General features: G+C 42.3%; 15 protein-coding genes and 2 pseudogenes. All 17 read right to left on the bottom strand.

Features of this window, described 5'->3' with window-relative positions; genetic code table 11:
• Nucleotides 1-102: 102 nt before the first annotated feature.
• Nucleotides 103-1,386 carry a tyrosine-type recombinase/integrase gene (locus tag ACLTD4_RS23145; protein ID WP_278836994.1) on the bottom strand — a complete coding sequence of 428 codons (1,284 nt, stop codon included), beginning with the start codon at nucleotides 1,384-1,386 and terminating at the stop codon, nucleotides 103-105.
• A gap of 88 nt (nucleotides 1,387-1,474) precedes the next feature.
• Nucleotides 1,475-1,714, bottom strand: a complete 240-nt coding sequence (locus tag ACLTD4_RS23140; RefSeq protein ID WP_278836992.1) for an excisionase — start codon at nucleotides 1,712-1,714, stop codon at nucleotides 1,475-1,477.
• 374 nt (nucleotides 1,715-2,088) lie between these two features.
• Complete coding sequence (locus ACLTD4_RS23135; protein WP_278836991.1) at nucleotides 2,089-3,024, bottom strand: DUF5688 family protein; 936 nt, start codon at nucleotides 3,022-3,024, stop codon at nucleotides 2,089-2,091.
• Between the two features lie 99 nt (nucleotides 3,025-3,123).
• Complete coding sequence (locus ACLTD4_RS23130; RefSeq protein WP_278836989.1) at nucleotides 3,124-3,783, bottom strand: DUF5688 family protein; 660 nt, start codon at nucleotides 3,781-3,783, stop codon at nucleotides 3,124-3,126.
• Between the two features lie 88 nt (nucleotides 3,784-3,871).
• Nucleotides 3,872-4,615, bottom strand: coding sequence for a hypothetical protein (locus tag ACLTD4_RS23125; RefSeq protein ID WP_278836988.1), 744 nt, complete (start codon nucleotides 4,613-4,615; stop codon nucleotides 3,872-3,874).
• 211 nt (nucleotides 4,616-4,826) lie between these two features.
• Nucleotides 4,827-7,046 (bottom strand): PcfJ domain-containing protein, encoded by a 2,220-nt coding sequence (locus tag ACLTD4_RS23120; RefSeq protein ID WP_278836987.1) that lies wholly within the window; start codon nucleotides 7,044-7,046, stop codon nucleotides 4,827-4,829.
• 3 nt (nucleotides 7,047-7,049) lie between these two features.
• Nucleotides 7,050-7,616, bottom strand: a complete 567-nt coding sequence (locus tag ACLTD4_RS23115; protein ID WP_278836986.1) for a hypothetical protein — start codon at nucleotides 7,614-7,616, stop codon at nucleotides 7,050-7,052.
• Nucleotides 7,617-7,645: 29 nt separating this feature from the next.
• On the bottom strand, nucleotides 7,646-8,362 hold the full coding sequence (locus ACLTD4_RS23110) for a Cas9 inhibitor AcrIIA9 family protein (protein WP_278836985.1): 717 nt from the start codon (nucleotides 8,360-8,362) through the stop codon (nucleotides 7,646-7,648).
• A 59-nt stretch (nucleotides 8,363-8,421) separates the two neighbouring features.
• Nucleotides 8,422-8,877 (bottom strand): hypothetical protein, encoded by a 456-nt coding sequence (locus ACLTD4_RS23105; protein ID WP_278836984.1) that lies wholly within the window; start codon nucleotides 8,875-8,877, stop codon nucleotides 8,422-8,424.
• Between the two features lie 61 nt (nucleotides 8,878-8,938).
• Nucleotides 8,939-9,298 (bottom strand): hypothetical protein, encoded by a 360-nt coding sequence (locus tag ACLTD4_RS23100; RefSeq protein ID WP_278836982.1) that lies wholly within the window; start codon nucleotides 9,296-9,298, stop codon nucleotides 8,939-8,941.
• Between the two features lie 462 nt (nucleotides 9,299-9,760).
• Entirely contained in the window at nucleotides 9,761-10,453 is a 693-nt protein-coding gene (locus tag ACLTD4_RS23095) for a response regulator transcription factor (protein WP_278836980.1), read from the bottom strand.
• A 139-nt stretch (nucleotides 10,454-10,592) separates the two neighbouring features.
• Nucleotides 10,593-12,503 carry a DUF4962 domain-containing protein gene (locus ACLTD4_RS23090; RefSeq protein ID WP_278837007.1) on the bottom strand — a complete coding sequence of 637 codons (1,911 nt, stop codon included), beginning with the start codon at nucleotides 12,501-12,503 and terminating at the stop codon, nucleotides 10,593-10,595.
• A 133-nt stretch (nucleotides 12,504-12,636) separates the two neighbouring features.
• Nucleotides 12,637-13,746 carry a type I phosphomannose isomerase catalytic subunit gene (locus ACLTD4_RS23085; protein WP_278836978.1) on the bottom strand — a complete coding sequence of 370 codons (1,110 nt, stop codon included), beginning with the start codon at nucleotides 13,744-13,746 and terminating at the stop codon, nucleotides 12,637-12,639.
• 17 nt (nucleotides 13,747-13,763) lie between these two features.
• Nucleotides 13,764-15,161: an MATE family efflux transporter gene (locus ACLTD4_RS23080; RefSeq protein ID WP_412331585.1), complete on the bottom strand. Its 1,398-nt coding sequence runs from the start codon at nucleotides 15,159-15,161 to the stop codon at nucleotides 13,764-13,766.
• Between the two features lie 248 nt (nucleotides 15,162-15,409).
• Nucleotides 15,410-15,856: pseudogene (gene tnpA / locus ACLTD4_RS23075) on the bottom strand (IS200/IS605 family transposase); the annotation flags it as partial.
• Between the two features lie 527 nt (nucleotides 15,857-16,383).
• Nucleotides 16,384-17,127, bottom strand: coding sequence for a DUF6882 domain-containing protein (locus tag ACLTD4_RS23070; RefSeq protein WP_215629731.1), 744 nt, complete (start codon nucleotides 17,125-17,127; stop codon nucleotides 16,384-16,386).
• A gap of 27 nt (nucleotides 17,128-17,154) precedes the next feature.
• Nucleotides 17,155-17,345: pseudogene (locus ACLTD4_RS23065) on the bottom strand (transcriptional regulator); the annotation flags it as partial.

The raw sequence follows: 17,345 nt of genomic DNA, 5'->3' as shown, positions 1-17,345 counted from the left end.
CCTGATAGACGTAGAAATTGAACTAATTTGTTTTTTATTATACCCGAAACCCCTTGATTTTACAAGCTTTCCGGGGATGGTTTACGCCATCCCCACCCACTTCTACACCACTTTTACGCCATCGAAGTATATCAATCTGTTTTCTACGCCATTTTGATCCTCCATTGAGTTCTTAAATTTATCTTCCACCATCTCCTCACTTACGTCCATAACTGCATCAAGCGAATTCTCAAGTTTCATCATTTCGTTCTTTTTATAAACCTTCAATACGTGTGTGTACAAATCCATCGTCATCTGAAGGTTTGCATGTCCTAAATACTGCTGTACCGTCTTAGGTTGAATTCCGGCCTCAAAGCAGCGTGTTGCAAATGTGTGCCTAAAACAATGTCCTGAAAAAACTTCAAACTCCTCCAAAACATCCCGCATCAAATTAATCTCATTTACAATCCTTAATATTGCTTCACAATATATTTCTGCATTAATTGGTGTGTTGTATTTCGTCGTAAACAAAAGATTTTCAAACCCATCCAGAGGTCTTTTAGGCGATTTAACAGCAACAACATTTTTTTGCATCCTTTGTTTTTTTAGTGCAAGCGAGCATTGCCTGTTAATCGGGACGTTCCTTATACTAGACTTGGTTTTTGGCGGACCAATATGAAAAGTTTTCTGCTCATCACCTTCCAGCTTTTGATATAACAATGTTTTAGTTACCTTTATCTCCATTTTTTCCCAGTCAATATCGTCCCATGTTAATGCACAGAGTTCACCGGGCCGAAGTCCGGTACTTACTGCCACAGTAAACAGGTTATCATAAAATGTCCCTTTGCAGCATTCAAAAAATGCTGCCTGTTCTTCTGGTGTAAGAACCCGGATATCCTTTTCTTCGTCACGGACAATTCGGATACCCTTAGCTGGGTTTTTCAAAACAAAATCATCAATCATCGCCTTATTATACATATCCAACAACAATATTCTGACTTTGTTCTTTGTTTCAAACTGATAACCTTTTTCGTCAAGGTCTTTTAACAGTCCCCTTATCTGGAGCTGTGTTATTTTAATTAATTTCTGTCTTCCTAAACTTGGCTTGATATGTTTCTGATAAACCTGAACATAATGTCTTTTGGTATTAGCCCGAATCACTTTATATTTATGGATTGTCAGCCACTTCTCATACCACTCATCTAGGGTTATATTCTCGTCTACAACGTTCATATGGTTCTTATCTTCAAATATTGCCTTATCCACAGCAGCCTTTAACTTTTTTAAATTCTTATCATATAAACTCTGCCGTTTACCGAAACGATCAACATACCTCCCTTCATATGTACCTTCTGGACGTTGCGAAAATCCTTTGCCAATCTCTTTTCCTTTTAAATCTTTTCCCATAATGCACCTCACTGCTCTGCATTAAAGAAAAATGCGTAATTTAACCTTAGCAAATCACCCATTTCTATTTGAACAGTATTTTAAAATTTTATTTACTACACTGCATATCAAGCCATTTATCCAGCTGCTTTTTATTCGCATATAGACGATTTCCAATGCGTACAGTAAACGTGCTGTATGGGCTGTTAAGAAGTTCTCTCGCTTTTGTCTGCCCAATACCCAGATATGTACAAAATTCGGTTACATTTAATAGTGCTTTATTCTCATCTGCCTTGATACAATCGCCTCCTAATATCTCCCACAAACGAAAGGGCGGAATGAATCTCACTAATATTTAGCTGTTGCCAACAGCCACATATATACTTTCGTATATCCTGCACTTTGTCGTCCAGGCCCACCCGATGAGTTTCACATCTTAGAGGGAAGTATCATTATGGTTCTCCATATATATCATCGCACATGGACAGCTAATCCATTTTTCAGTATTTCGCTCGCTAACGGTCATGGCAAAAAAACTGTACTGCTCTATATAAGGGATTTATATTAGCGGTATTATTCCTGATTTTCAATACGTCTAAAACAAATCCTCTTTTGACGAAAAATTGTAAAACAGCATAAAAAAAGCAAGGAACTACTGGATATCTCTCCAACAGTTCCTTGCCACTAATACGACATAAGAAGTTCACTTCAATCTTAAATCATTTATCCGACCACTTCAATTCGGTCACGTTCCCTACTATAAAAATACACTTTTTCCGAAAGGAATTCCTCACTGCCACAATCATTGTTCTGAAACCTTAAAGCGTCTCGAATTACCTCCGGCGATACCAGGTTACTCTTGTGGATCACCGCCGCCTCCGTATTAAGGAAACCAAAATAAAGATCACTTTCAAGCAATTCGCTCAGCCTTTCCATTACGCCTGGCGTAAAAACAGCAATAGCTCCATTCACATAATTCACCGTGGTTACGAATATCCCGTCTCCCCGGTTGTTTTTTACTGTTTCCGGAACCATATGCATAAATTCCTGTTCTTCTGACAGCCCAAAGCACAATGAATATACATCAACCATCCTGGGGGGAAATAAACGGTATGTATTTCTTATTGCAGTTTCAATCACCTCTTTCTTTGTCTTTTCCCAAATAGAAAGCACGTTAGAGCTGACCATACTGCTGACATATTTATCTTTCATACTTCCTATATTTATGTATAATACCAGCGCCACATCACCAATTTGATAAAATATTCCTTTATCCAGTTTTTCTGCATTGGCATCATAATTGAGTGGACGCAAAATTAAAGAATCTTTGATTTCATCGTAACTGTCCACCTTGTCAAGCACCCCCATTTCCGACACTTGGCGCGCCATCTTCAGCGAATCTCTGACTTCTTCCACAATTTCTTCCATCGTCCCCCTTTTATCTTTTAAATCCTGATAAATCTCCTCCATAAAAAAACGCTGCATTCCCATTCCCTCATCGGTTGGTATTTTTACAATCAGGCAATCTTCTGTCTCCGGGCTGCCGGCTGGCACAAACACAGCCTCTGCTCCCCAATCCTTGATTATATCCTGTACTTCCTTTTTAATATCTTCTACAAACTTACAATAATCTCTGTTCTTATTCATTGATTTTTCCATCCTTTTCCTCCAGCAGTGCTGGTAATATTAATATCATGATCTTACACGATTACTTGCGCACAGCCTATATCGCTGCTTCTCCTATCAGATCTCTGAATTTTAATCAACGAGCTCCGGGCTACACCCAATCACAATCTTCTTTTTAATCCAATCATACCGATATACGCTGTTCGACAGGACACCACCTTCCAGAAGCATTGTGCTGTTCATGAATGATACCGTTTCCTGCCAATCCTTTAATTCCATTCTTTTTTTACTGAAGGGTATCAATAAAAACTCATGCACACTGGAGGGCAGTAAAATAATATCCTCTTTCCACAACTCCGCAATCCTCTCCAACAGCAGTTCGTTTAAAATACTGCCGGCCCCGTATTGGCCCGTGATATTCGTCACCATGTACATTGGATCTACCCCATTATCCATATGTGCCATATACTCCAAAATAGCCTCCATGCTATCCCCTGTCTCTATCTGCTGGATTCCTGACGGAGTCTGAACAACCTGGTAGACCATGGGCGGGATTAATACCGGAGTGTTCCGTTCCGCCGCTTCCTTGACTGCCTCCAGCTTTACACCCCATTTTTCCAAATCATCCCAGGTGATATTAAAATCATTCTCTCCGTCGTACTGGTATACCCGGAATGTTTTCACCATATCCAGATAGGCTTCGTAGGGTCTGGATTTTATCTCTGCCGCCTCAGCGTTTTCCAATACATAAATAATCCTGTCTTTTATCTCCGCAAATGTCTCCTGCTTCATTCTTTTTCTTCCCTTCTTAAATAAAATAAAGCACCGGAAAATTTTCCGACGCCTTGTATTTTGGCAGTCTCCCGCCGTTATTCCTTTCTTATGCCCAATGCTCGCAGGGGAAGTAATCCTTTAAATGGTACTGTATGTCTTCCCACGCCTTATCCTTTTCAAACCGCACTGCAAGTTCGGTCAGGCTGCAGTCCTTAAAAACTGTATAGCCATACCGTTCTTCGTACTCTGCCGCTTTCCAGTATCGCTCCGGGTACTGCTCCCAATAGATTCTCCAGCTCGCCTTTCCCGCTTTGTAGCAGGGAATACAGTTATTGTGGTTTAAACCATTTTTATATGTTTTAGGGAGCGGGATCTTCCAGTCCTGCTCAATTATCCGTTTTATCTCGCAGCCCGGTATCTTCTTTTCGTATATGGGGAACCGGATGGTTCGCCCGGTCCGCCTGGCCCTGTTAAGTGCATTGTGAACCCGTCTTTCCTCCTCCAGGCCAAACCCAACATACTCAATAAAATCCTGGTTCTGGCTTTTTAAGTATTTGAAATATTCCTCCTTCATTTTCTGTTTTAATTCTACTGTACAAAATGGGAGAAACTGCCCCGGTATCGCTTTCTGGTCTTCTAAAAGCTCGTCTAAATCCCGTCCGTCTCCCCATTCTGTAATCGGCACGCCCAGGCGTCTTGCCACGCGGCAGCGAAATGTATCTGCGTCGTGGTTCTCCGCAAAGGTTGGTGTATGCAGAAGGACAACCTCCTCTTTCTTTTGCTCCTGGAGCACCAGATATGCCATATACGCACTGCTGGCGCCTCCGGAATATAACACCACATGTTTCATACTCAGCCACTCACGATCAGTTCGTGGCAAGCAATATACCTTCCCAAGCTCGCAGTCTGACAGCCGGTTTCAGTGAAGTCGGTTTCTCAGCCGTATCATTCTTCGCTTTTCCCTAATCACGGCATCTGCTCACGCAACTATTATTGCTTTTGCATTGTGTTTAACAGTCTCACAATAACCGGTTCACCGGATCAGTATGTCTCCTTTCCCTTTAGGCCGCTACACAAAGTTTATCTTCTCCTTCCTGTACAGGTTCCATAATCAGGCTGTCCGCCTTAGCGCAGCGCACGGCCTCCATCAAATCCGCTTCTAAAACATCCGCCAGAGGTTTCCCGGCCAGATGTCCGTGTCTGATTTTCACATTTTTTTCCCTCATCTCGGCAAGTTCCTTTACACGCAGCAAAGCACTTCTCTCTGCCAATTCCCAATCTTCCTTTGTCAGACGCCGGCTGATTGCTTTCTGCCACTTCCTTATAAAATTTTTCGCTTCTTCATAATCAGCGTTCTGTTTGTCTCCAACCGTCCGCTTCTGACGCGCAGTTCCTCCCGGTTCCACTTCCAACGTATAATATGGCTGATTCGGTTCGCTGGCTTTACGCAAAAAGAGAATATAACTCTCCCTCGTTTGAATCCGGTCAAAATAGGTGTCGCTCCGATGCAGGCAATGCCCAAGTATGTGTCCTTCATTTATGATATCCTCAATTCGGTTCGGAGCAACGATCATGTAATCTTTATCTCCATATTCATACTTCTCTTTGATTTGTTGACAGATTTCATCAACGTCAGGATACTTTTCCAATATTTCAGCCGCCTGCAGGGCAATCTCCTTGCTTCCTAGCAGTGCAAGTAAATCATCATGGGCTTTGATTAATTCCATTGGCTTAAATATCTGTTCCTGTTCTAAATCCATTTTCAGCCGGCTTGCCATAGCGGTATAATCCTGCCATGTTGAAACCAGTTCCTTTGGAGGCCGTCCAGTTTCACGGTACTGCCGTTTTAAGTAATTGCAGATCCTGGCCGGAGTCATTTCTTTAATGATAAAATCCAAGTTGTCGGGGCTTAAATTATTCCGCTCAAAATACTCAATGATTGAATCACGGATGTTGTTTTCCCGCAGTTTCTCAAACCTCAGCCATTCTAAATACACAAAACCTCCGTTATGCTCTCTAAGCCGTTTCATACGATTCTTATCAATCCCCAGGGATTTTGAAAAATCATTACTATCGCCTAATTCAAGCTCCCAGCGTTCATTGATAACGCTCCAGGCAAGCTGATTGAGATCTGATTTTACAATTTGCTCCAGATACGGTTTTCTGCTTAGTGTCTCAAGATATTCCCTTGGGTTTATCCTGTCTACTTTTCTGGCTAACTGTGGCAATCCGGTTTTTCTTAATGCTCCTGCAGACAAAGCCGGCAGCGTCCGCTTATAAACAGAACCCAGCATTTCCTCTCTGGTTCTGTAATATTGATAATATCCAAAACCGGCATCTGGTTTTTCCCCCTTTATCCATCTATATTCGTGGAATCGGTATCTGCCATAATAGTAAGGGGTTTCTTCCAAATCTGCGTTATAAACAAATCTGCGTTCCTCCCGGCAAGATATATTAGGGGTTTCATAATTCCCTGCTAAATAAGCTCGCGTTGCACAATACTGCCGGACGACAGTCCCCTCTCCACATTTTTGCACAAGGTATATCATTTCCTCTTTCGTGAAAAAACGCCCTGCGCGTCCTCTTGATTTAAACTGAATTTTATTTCCACAGCATTTACATTTATCCAGTGCATTGTGCTTTGGTTTGATAATCGGCACCTCCTTCTCACAATAGGTGCAGAAACCTGTTTTGGCGCCATTCCTCACATAATCATAAAAGACATAATTTTGATGTATCCCATGCTTATTAACCCAGTGGTTCCAGTCTTTCGGTTCCGCCGGAACCTGCGCCATTACTTTATCCCATGACTCTGTTTTTCTCCTGTGTTTTCTCGCTAATGCTTCATCACGTAATTGCTCCTGATAATCCAGTATTCCGCTATATCCGTCTGCAGCTATCCCAAGATATTTTTTCATTTTCTCATTTTCTTCGGCTATAATATAGGAATTGGAACCATCAATATATCTGGGCCATTCAAGGTTTATCAACATGGAACTTCTCCATTTTGCATGAATCACATCCCAGGTAAGAAATGTTCTGGCTATCCCATCTATGAACACCTCATATACCGGCTTGACAGCCCCGATTTTCAAATCCCTTGTAAGATACAATGCAGTTTTCAAAATCCCATCTATAACCTGGCATCTTATATATATCTCATACTGGTATGTATCCGGGCCAAACTCCGCCCTCTTTTTCAGAATATCCTGTTCAGCGAGCCGAAACATCTCACTGGTAGGAGCCAGCCCGTCAAGCGCCTTTAATTTTTTTCTTTCCATGATTTATGCTGCTTTCCTTTCCGTGATAGAGCCATCCGTCAGATACCAGGTATCCGGCAGGATATCTATTCCGTCCACAACAAAAAGCCCAATTTCTGAAACTTCTCTGCTGCCTGCGGTTTCTTTCACAAATCCCAGGACATCTCCTGTTTTTCCTTTTGCAACCGGATTCTTGCCTCTGACTACAACAAAACCATTCCTCGCTTCTCCCTCATTGCCAGCCACCCTTGCATGATTGCTTCTCATGGGATGTTCGCATAGATACCTGAGACTGTGTGCAATAAATTCAGCAAGATTCAACTGCTTAACCAGCTTTAATCTGGTTGCAGAAATTTTACTGTCACAGGCGTCCTCATCAATGTCTCCATCTGCCAAGACCATATAATAGACCGCACTGTTCCAATCTGAATAATATGTCAGGCAGTCCAACGGGTTTTCAGCGCAGTGAAAGCCATTATGGGAGCAATTAGCCTCATCTTCCTCATTCCATATTCCTAATCTGTACTGAAACCGGTTCCCCCCGGAGGTACAGGACAGATCTTTGTCAAACGCTTTATATGCAATTATCACTTTTTGAACTCCTCCTGCGATTTTAGTCTTTAAAATAGAGAAACCTGGCCTTCAATTTGGTCTTTATCCTCTTTTAATACTTTCTTTTCAGCCGCAGCTTTGAGAGAATCTTCCTGCCGGGATACTGGTTCTGATGAAGCTGTCTTTTTCTTACCGGCCCGTTTTGCCGATGAACGTTTCTTTCCCGTTTTACTAACCGGTGGCTTTGGCGCATTGCGTTCCAAGAACTCCTTCTCTGCTTCCTGTACTGCTTTGGCAATCTCCTCTGCGTCATCCAGTTCGTAATATTCACTTGCCCACTGGTATACCATATCCTCTCCAACTGCAACACAGGTCTTTTGCGGTCTCTTGCCTTCCTCATCGGTCACCATTTCCTGCGCTTTTTTCATCAGGTACTCAATACACCGTTGCAATGTCTTATGTCCTTGAAGGACCTGCCTTGAAAATTCAGAATCCCTACAGTTTTCCAGAAGATACTGCCCTATCACATCGCCAAATTGAGAATCATTTAGAAAGCCCATCTCATCTAACAGCTTGCTCCTGACTGTTTCATAGGTTTTTGCATTTCCTCCATCCACCAGGAAATATCGTTTCCCTTTCAGATAGTTCTCTACATCGACTGCAGGGACTTTATTTTTCTCTGCCAGAATCTTGATTTCTTCCCGAAGGCCAATTCGCCTTAAATCCGCAGCAATCCCATTGATTTCCTGAACGCTTCCTACTTTGTCATAAATTTTTTCTACCATTTCCTATCCTCCTGGCACAAAAACAGCCGGAGCATTCTGCACCCCCGGCCATAATTAGATTAAGCAGCTGTATCCATTTCCTGCTGTCCTTCTTCAAGTTCACCGTCTTTGGTTCCACCCTCATCTGTTTCTCCATCCTCTGACTGTTTTTCGGTTGACGTTTCTCCCTTCCTGTCTTTATCTTCTTTTTCCAAAATTGACACCAACACCAGAATCAGTCCCCTGCACCATGAATTCTGCCATTTTTGATTATAAATCTGAACGCCGTCAACGATGTTCCGCCATTCCTCTTCGGACAGTTCTCTTCCGCAATACTTTTTGTAAAACGCATAGCACTGCTTCATGACATCATTGTACGGGATGCTTAACGCCTGATCTAGACCGCTTATAAATGCCAGCAGCAGCGGTTCATCCGGATAAGCCTCTGCCAGTGTTTTGATATCCATTGTCTGTCTGCCGTTAAAAAATGCGAACATGTCATTGAATAAATTTTTTACGAGAATCTGATAATCCATCCTATCCCTCCGTTAACAATTCCCATTTAAGTTACAAAAAACTGCCAGCGCTCACTTGTGTTTAGGCAGCTTTTTTCGTCTTACGCTCTTTCTCCTGAGCCTCCAGAATGCCTAAAAGCTCCAGCATCTGTTGTTTGCACCATTCGTTATCCCAAATTTCATTCTCCTTTCTGAAATCTTCTACTACCGAATCCCAATCCTCCTCACTCAGTTCCCGGTCCGCATATCTCTTGTAAAAAGCATACGTCTCTTTCATAACTGCATTGGGATCAGAAACCACAGCTAAGTCTAAGTATCCAATCAGTGCCATAAAAAGGCTGCTGTCACTATACTTTTCATATAAAGCTAACAATCCTTTATTGGCATTAATCAGTACATACAAATCATTGAATATGGCTTTTACCTGTGTACTGTCATCCATTTTCCCCCTCCTTTCCCTACAAATAAAAAAGACACTCAGCATCCATAATCTGGTGTCCTCCCTACGCGGTCTATGCCGCTTTTATGCCTCTGTTTTGCCATATTCCCACAGCATAGTTAAAATATAAATGCGCTCCTTTCCAGTACATTTTTATAATAAAAAGGTGCAGAAATCCACCTGATCTCCACACCTCATTATCCATGATAAAAAGTTATCTTCCGGTCATCTTCCGAAACAAAGTTTATTGTGTCTTTCCAAAACACAAAAATCAATTACACCATCAGTTTATACCATCATATAGCATAAGTCAATATTTTTCATCTATATATAGTATTTTTATTCCAAAGTCTCAAAGCTGTGATAAAAAAACTGAACTTCCTCACCCGCAATACCATCTCAGATATGGCGGGGCTTAATAAACATTTCAGCGGTACATTATACAGTAAATACGACACTGTTTATCTAAATCTTGTGTTTTTTCTCAACAAACCGATATCCAACTCCCCACACTGTTTCGATGTGTTTCCCCACCTCCCACCCCAGTTTCTTGCGCAACCGCCCGATATGGCTCATAATATTGCTATCATCTTTCACAAACCTCTTCTCCCAAATCGAAGTATAAATCTTTTCCTTAGAAAATACTGTCCCAGGATTGCTCACCAAAAGAAATAAAATGTCAAATTCCCGCCTTGTGAGAACAATTTCCCTTTTATTTATCTCCACAGTCCTTCTACTTGAATCAATCATCAATCCGATGGACTCAATCATAACAGGCTTTAAATCTGCGCATTCTAATCCTCTTTTCATGCAGGCTTCTGCCCTGACAACTAACTCTCCAATATTACAAGGCCAAACCAAGCAATCAGACGCTCCTAAATCTAATATTTTGATTCTACTTTCTAGTTCCGTTTTGTGGGTGAATACCATGATGGGCGTATTCTTTAACTGCCGAATAATCTGTAATAATGTACCTCCCTCCATATCCTGCACAAAAAAGTCCAAAATAATAAGAGTATAAGCCTGCTTCATAATCAATTCCATCGCCTGTGCAGCAGTTTGGGCAACAAATACTGAAGTAAAGGAACTCATAAAGTTATCTATAATCATGCGATTAATATTATCATCTTTACTGATTACTAAAATACTTCTTATCATACAATGAATTTTCCTTTTCCTATACAAATGTGCATTTTCTTGTCTCAAACTCTGCTTTTCAATTACTTTTACCCACTTTCATTCTGTAATTTTATAGTAAACGTCACCATTTACGTTTAAGGCACTCCCACACCGTAGTTTAATATTTCAATCCAGCATGTGTTGGCTGATACAAAGCTTTCTTCACCACTTTTCCATTTCTTTTCACAACAGAAATCCATTTTCCTTCTTCGTTAATATCTTTGTGAACCAGGATTCCATTCTGTGAGAATAAAAAGGTTTCTTCAAAATCTTCCCCTATTATTTCAACGCCCACAAGGTCCTCTACGTGAATCCTTTTTACCTTGATAAACTCCTGTCCAAAGGCACTTCTTGGAGCCAGAACATTGATATATACCATGTTCCCAACCTTCTGCTCATTTTGTAACAAAAACGTCCTTAAAACAATTTCCCGGACATCGGTGGGACGTTGCGGAGTCATGATTTCATGCAGCACAGTTTCTTTTGTCGAAAATGCAACAGGAGTGGTGGCGCTGGAATAGATATTTAAGACGCCTTTGCCGTTAGCAATTTCAAAATCATTCTTTCTAATCTCCCGGGCAAACTGCTCTGACTGCATATGCCATGTATACGTGTGAGATTCCTCGCTTTCCAGCTCGTCGAATATAATAAAGTACCCCAGTTCACTATAAAGCACATTTCTTGCATTCCGGGTTAATTTGGTTTTTCTGTCATACAATTTGCTTGATTCCCCTACAACATAGGTATAACCGTTCCCACTGGAATAATGCTCAATAGAGGCAACAGCATCTTCTGGCACATCCCTCCAAACATTAAATATCCCTTTACTGTTTAAATCGAACAATTCCGGATCAGACAGTGAACCTTGATTCCAGATTTCTTCTCCAAGACAGCCAAGCCCGTCAACCGTGATGAGGCTGTGTACCTCCGCCTTGCTGGTTCTGTGGAATCCCTCGTCAATAGCCAGTGATGAGTCAAAGGCTTTCAATATAAAGTGATTAAAGTCAACATGGTAATGCGTCAGGCTTCTTGTCCGCCAGTTATTGGCCCGATTCAGCTTCCAGGATTCCTTCCATTGTATGTTTCCGCCCGGAGCACTGGCTTTAAACGAAAAATGTATTGAATCTCTATCCCAGCCGCTCCGTATCACCGCCAGTCCCAGGTCTGGCCAGAACCTGGTTAAAGGCAGATCATCTGGAGCTTTCCTTTTGATTTCTGGATTGTACCAAATCAGTTCCAGGAAGGCCTCTGGCATAATCCCCGGGAAAAGCTTGCTTTGATATGCTTCTCTGAAAAGATATTTCGTCCGCACCTCTTCCCCCAGCCACTGTGCATACTCATTATGATATTCGGATGCAAGTTTGTAATAAGCTGCTACCGAATGTGAGCTGCGTGTATCATGCACATCAGAAAAGTTAATGTTTTCCTCCATATTCGGAGCCGTCTGATAAAGCTTGTACCAAAATGTGTTTTTGAGATATCCTGTTTGAAACAGGTCAATCCCCTCAAAATCACGAATCAGCTCAGCCGCTGTCAGGAAGAAATTCACAGAATACCGCCAGTATCCTGTTCCCTCATAATTAGAACCATCTTCCGGCATAACATCTAACACATATTTAAAATTCTCAACAATTTCTTTAATCCACACACTGGCTTCTTTATATTCATCTTTTATCGCGTATGCCGCTGTCAGCAGTCCGCTGTAATTAATCCAGTTATGGTTCTGCCAATAATCTGTGGACCAACAATTCCCCTTGTTTTCCTGACCGTAGCGGAAGATTTTATTCCCCTGGAGAATGAGTTTTTCCAATAAAAGCTTTCTCTCTTCCGGGTTCAAGTCATCTTTCAGCCAACTGTAACTCAACCCTAAACCATACAATAACCATGAGGCACTTAAATCCACGTCAACCAGGAACTTGTAACCCCATACGTCATAGTTTACCGCTGTAAAAATCCAGTGCTTTGCCAGCTCAAAATATTGTTTCTGCCCGGTAAGCAGATATGTAAGGGATAGATTTGCCGATCCCATACCAATATATGTAATGGTAGTCGGAGGATGCTCCACACTTAACTTCTGCTCGGAGTACCACTTACACTGTTCCAGCAGCCTCGTAAACTGCTCTCCTTTTTCTTTCTGTATATCCCGTTTCAACCCGTCCAGTTCATTTTTTAAAAGTAGTTTCATCCTCCGGTCCTTTCATCATCAATATACTGATTGGATTTTCACAAGAACTCTCAATTACGAATGCACCTGATTCCGCAGGTATAAAAAATTGGTCATTCTTTTTTAATTGATACTCCTGTGTTCCGGTTTTTAATACCCCCTGCCCCGAAACAATATAGAGACAGAAAAATACTCCTTCACCGCTCATCTCACATGCACCATTCGGCTGCAGGCGCTCAATCTGGAAGCAGGATGTATCACCATAGCCAACCAGCATTTGTTTCCTTCCAAATTCCCATGGTATCTCCTGAGTCTTTATTCGATATATTTCTTTTCCTTGCTCCAGGCTCAGTCCGGTATAATCAAAACATTCAAACATCCTCTGAAATCCCAAACCTTGATGACACATAATATCATCGATTACAAAGCCCGAAGGCGTCACCTTCTCCACTCGGATTGTATAGTCTGTAGGTTCCTGTATCTCCATAATCAGGCACCCACTCCCGATTGCATGCGGTAATCCTCCTTTCACCAAATAAGTTTCTCCCCGATTAACTTCCATTCGGTTTAACATCCCCAGCATTTTGTCATAATCCTGCGTTTCAAAGCATTTTACCCAGTCTTCTTTTTCAATTCCTTCCTTAAAGCCCAGATAAATACAAGGCACTTCTTCCGCCTCCTCTCTGGTTTCCAAGATATGCCAACACTCCGTTTTGCCAAAGCGGCTTTGAAAAAGGCGCTCTGCCCTCTCCTTGTCCGGGTGAACCTGTATCGTCAGACGCTCTAAACTGTCAATCATTTTAATCAGCACTCCCGGAGTGTTTCCCCATTGTTTTACATGATTACCGCCCAGCATTTCATTGGGATACATTTCAATCAATTGCTTCAGCGTCATCTCCGGCTTACGGGCCAGTTTGCAAAGCCCTTCTTCGATATCCTCTCTGCCCGCATTCCTGGCCTGGGTAGCAGAGTACATCCATTCTTCCGGGAAATGATTATCCTCAGCATCCATATCTCCATGGAGATATCCGATTTCTCGTCCCCCTATGTAAGTTCTCCACACGCGCTCCCCATGCAGCTTTATCGGTTCATACACATATTTTTCCATCGCTTGCCTCCTGTTTTCTATTTCTGCTCTTCAGCAATTTCTCTTTTTATTTCAGTCACCTGATAAATCCCTACCACTGCGGAAAGAGTCCCTACCCCTATATGGCTAATCATCATCGCCAATCCTACGCTGCGTTCACCGAATTCTGTGTAATTCTGTAAAAACCAAAGGACGGGCACGCGAAACACAAAGAGTCTGGCAAAATTAATCAGCATAGTAATCTTTGTTTTACCATAACCGTAAAGCAATGCCATCACTGAGGCATTAAGTCCCAGTGTAAGGGCAGCGGCTATATCATACCTGTATATAGTTACTATTAAACCGGCAAAATAGGCATCTCCTTCTGCAAACATTCGGCTTATAGGATTAATCAAAATGCCTGTCACCAAAAAACCTATAACACCAATGACAAAATTCACCGTCAATACTTTTAAAAAAGCGTCCAATGCCCGCTGCTCATTTTTTGCCCCACGGTTCTGGCTGATAATAGCAGAAGCCCCCTCCTGAAACCCAACGAATAATACTGTGACCATTCCGCCTATATTGTTTGACACTCCCAGTGCCCCAATCATGAGGGCTCCATAGACGGCGCTCATAGAGTTCACAATTACCTTTCCCATGGAAAAAGCCAGTTTTTCACAAATTACCGGTATCGATATCAATATCATGGGCAAGGTGACTTTCTTGTTCCATCTCACCATTTTGGGAGAAAAGCGGAAGATATTATTATCAAAAAACGTGTTTCTAAGCCCATGAAACATTAAAGTAAGCTCTGCCGTTAACGTTGCAGCAGCAATCATCGTCATACTTCCATGCAATGCATATACAAAAAATGCCGTTAATACCAGCTTGATGGCAATAATTTCTATGTTCAGGCGCAGGATTCTTCTGGTGTTTCCACGAACCCGCTCTACCGCAATGTACACATTGTTGAAACAGCGGACAGACATTGAGCACACCTCAACCCGGAAGTACATCTGTCCCATGGTGATAATCTCCTCCGGTGTATTTACTAACAGTAAAAATGCCCGATGAAACGGAAGCAGTATGAGAAGCACACACAGTCCCAGGATGAGGCTCATCGCATACAGACTGCTGACTCTGGATCTCACCAACAAGAAGTCTCCCTCGCCGTATGCCCGGCTTATTTCCAGGCCTGCTCCTGCTGCAAGTCCTCCTCCAAGCGCGGATACCATATTATTGATTTGTCCCAGATGAGTTACCGAGGATACTGCCATAGAGTTGATGTGAGCCGCCATTCTGGTATCTACAACCCGAAAAATCTGGTTCATTGATTGGTACAATGCCAATGGCAGACATATCATTAAAACAGTTTTCCACATATTCTGCTCAAGTATCAGATTCCTTCTCCGGCAATCCTGTTCCGACAACTCTATGTTCTTCCTTATCTCCATTTTTCAACACTTTCCATAAACTAAAAATCCCCGTAAATACAGTCAGGACCACCGGCTTAGCCGGTGGCTTGCTCTGCCCCTATAAGGGGCTATTACCTGCTTGCGCCCGGAAGGCGCACTGAAGGTCTGCCAACTGCACCACATTTACAGCTGCCCTTAAAAGGGCTTTTCAGTGCTTCCTTATTCCGGCGCAGCCCCAAAAGGGGCTTGCTGGTTTGCTTTGATTTCCTACGACCTCTTAAAGAGGTTTATTTCTTGTTTTTCTTTACCGGCTCACCCGTGAACGGGTCAATATACTCTACTAACGTCATCTGGTCATATTCCATATCTTCTTTTATTTGATTCTGAATATATGCTTTGATCGCAGATGCATTCTTTCCGACTGTATCCACGAAATATCCCCGGCACCAGAAATGTCTGTTTCCATATTTGTATTTTAAGTTCGCATGTTTTTCAAATATCATCAGCGAACTTTTTCCTTTTAAATACCCCATGATTTCGGATACTGAATACTTGGGAGGAATTCTTACAAGCATATGGATATGATCCGGGCAGCACTCGGCCTCTATAATTTCTATCCCTTTTCTTCTGCATAAAGTCCCCAGAATTTGGCCTACATCCGCCTTAATATCTTTGTATATTACCTGCCTACGGTATTTCGGTGCAAAAACAATGTGATACTTGCAATCCCATTTAGGTCAGTTTACAAGGAACTACACGCAGACCACGAAACAGGGGCTGCTGACAACAAATAAAGGCTGAGTATCAAGCACTGGGAAAGTGCGAGATATTCAGCCTGTTTTGTTGTCCGGGGTTTCCAAAGGGGCTTGCCCCTTGGCACACGACTTTGCTTGCAAAGTGTAGTGTGTTATACGCTCTGTCGGCGTTGCTGCGAAAATGAGGTTGCCGCCCGGAAGGGCAAGCACATTTGAAGCAGCAGGAAAACAGAACTGTGATTGTGTGGCGTGGAGCCGCAAGCACAGGGTTGGTTTCATCAGCAGACAGGGCGTATATGAAAGCCCCCGTCCCTCGTTCCACGCTGGACTTCGTGACAAAGTGTCCCGAACTTGTGGACTTACTCCCGTAAAATTGAAATAGGCGGGAAAGCCATTTTTGGGCTTTCCCGCCTTGATTGCCCATCAGCAAAGACGGGCAGGACTGTCAACGGCGGCACATAAAATGTGCCGTTCATCTTGACCGTTGACTGGCTCGGCTGGCTTTGCTATTTTCCAGATAAAATGGTATTCATAGCGCAAATACGCCAAAAATTATTTACTTGTTCAAAGTCAATTTTCAAATCTTGCTGAAAATGAGCGAGTAATGTTTGATTGTTCCATTCATATTGCGTATTGTTCCACGAGAGAAATCCCTCCACAAAAATTTTGTGATCAATATGAAATTGTTGAATACATTGCGTCGTTATAGATACGAATTTTTGAACATCGATGGAGGCAAACACACTATCAGGAACACCTGAAAATGCAACAAAAATTGCTCCACCAGAATGTGGACCTTTGTAATAACAATACTTATCAACTAAGCCGCAAGTTACGATAGACAGGTTATGCCCGTTGAATGTATCGTCCAATGTAAATTCTGCTGTCGTTAGTGGCTCTAAATTCCAGCGTTCCCCCACTACTTTTGCGTGTGTGGCTACCTGAATAATTTTCTCGGAAAATCCATTGACATTTTCCCACCCCCACAGCCATGTGTTACTTGATGTTGCCTCGCTTCCGATGAATTGAAGCGGATACTTTTGATTTCCAAAAAGTATTACGCCCTCTGAAAAATCAACATTCCAGTCCTGCCCCTTTACCACCTGCTCACTACAAGCAGTCTGTATTGCTATCATTTTACCTAAGCAAGCTGAAAACACTTGAAACCAATTTCCTGTATCAATATTGAGATGCTCAATCCAAATATTTTTTCTGTTATCCTGTTTTCTGTCTTTGCCCCAAAATCTCATCTGTATTTCCTCCGTAATATATTTCTTTTATTTCCTCCCCCGCTGCGGGTTTGGATTTTTCAGCAAGTCCGACTTCTGTGCAATCTTTTTCAGCCACTTCTTTTCTTCCTCGGACAGCTTCTTCAAATTCAATTTGAGCCGCTTACAGATAAACGCCAAAGCTGCTTGCTCCGGGTCGCTGTCTGGACTGGCAGTTTCCTCGGCGGTCTGCAAGAAAT

The organism is Hungatella sp., from assembly GCF_046966825.1.
The sequence above is the reverse complement of the archived record's forward strand: the minus strand, read 5'-3'. Positions and strand labels throughout refer to the sequence as shown.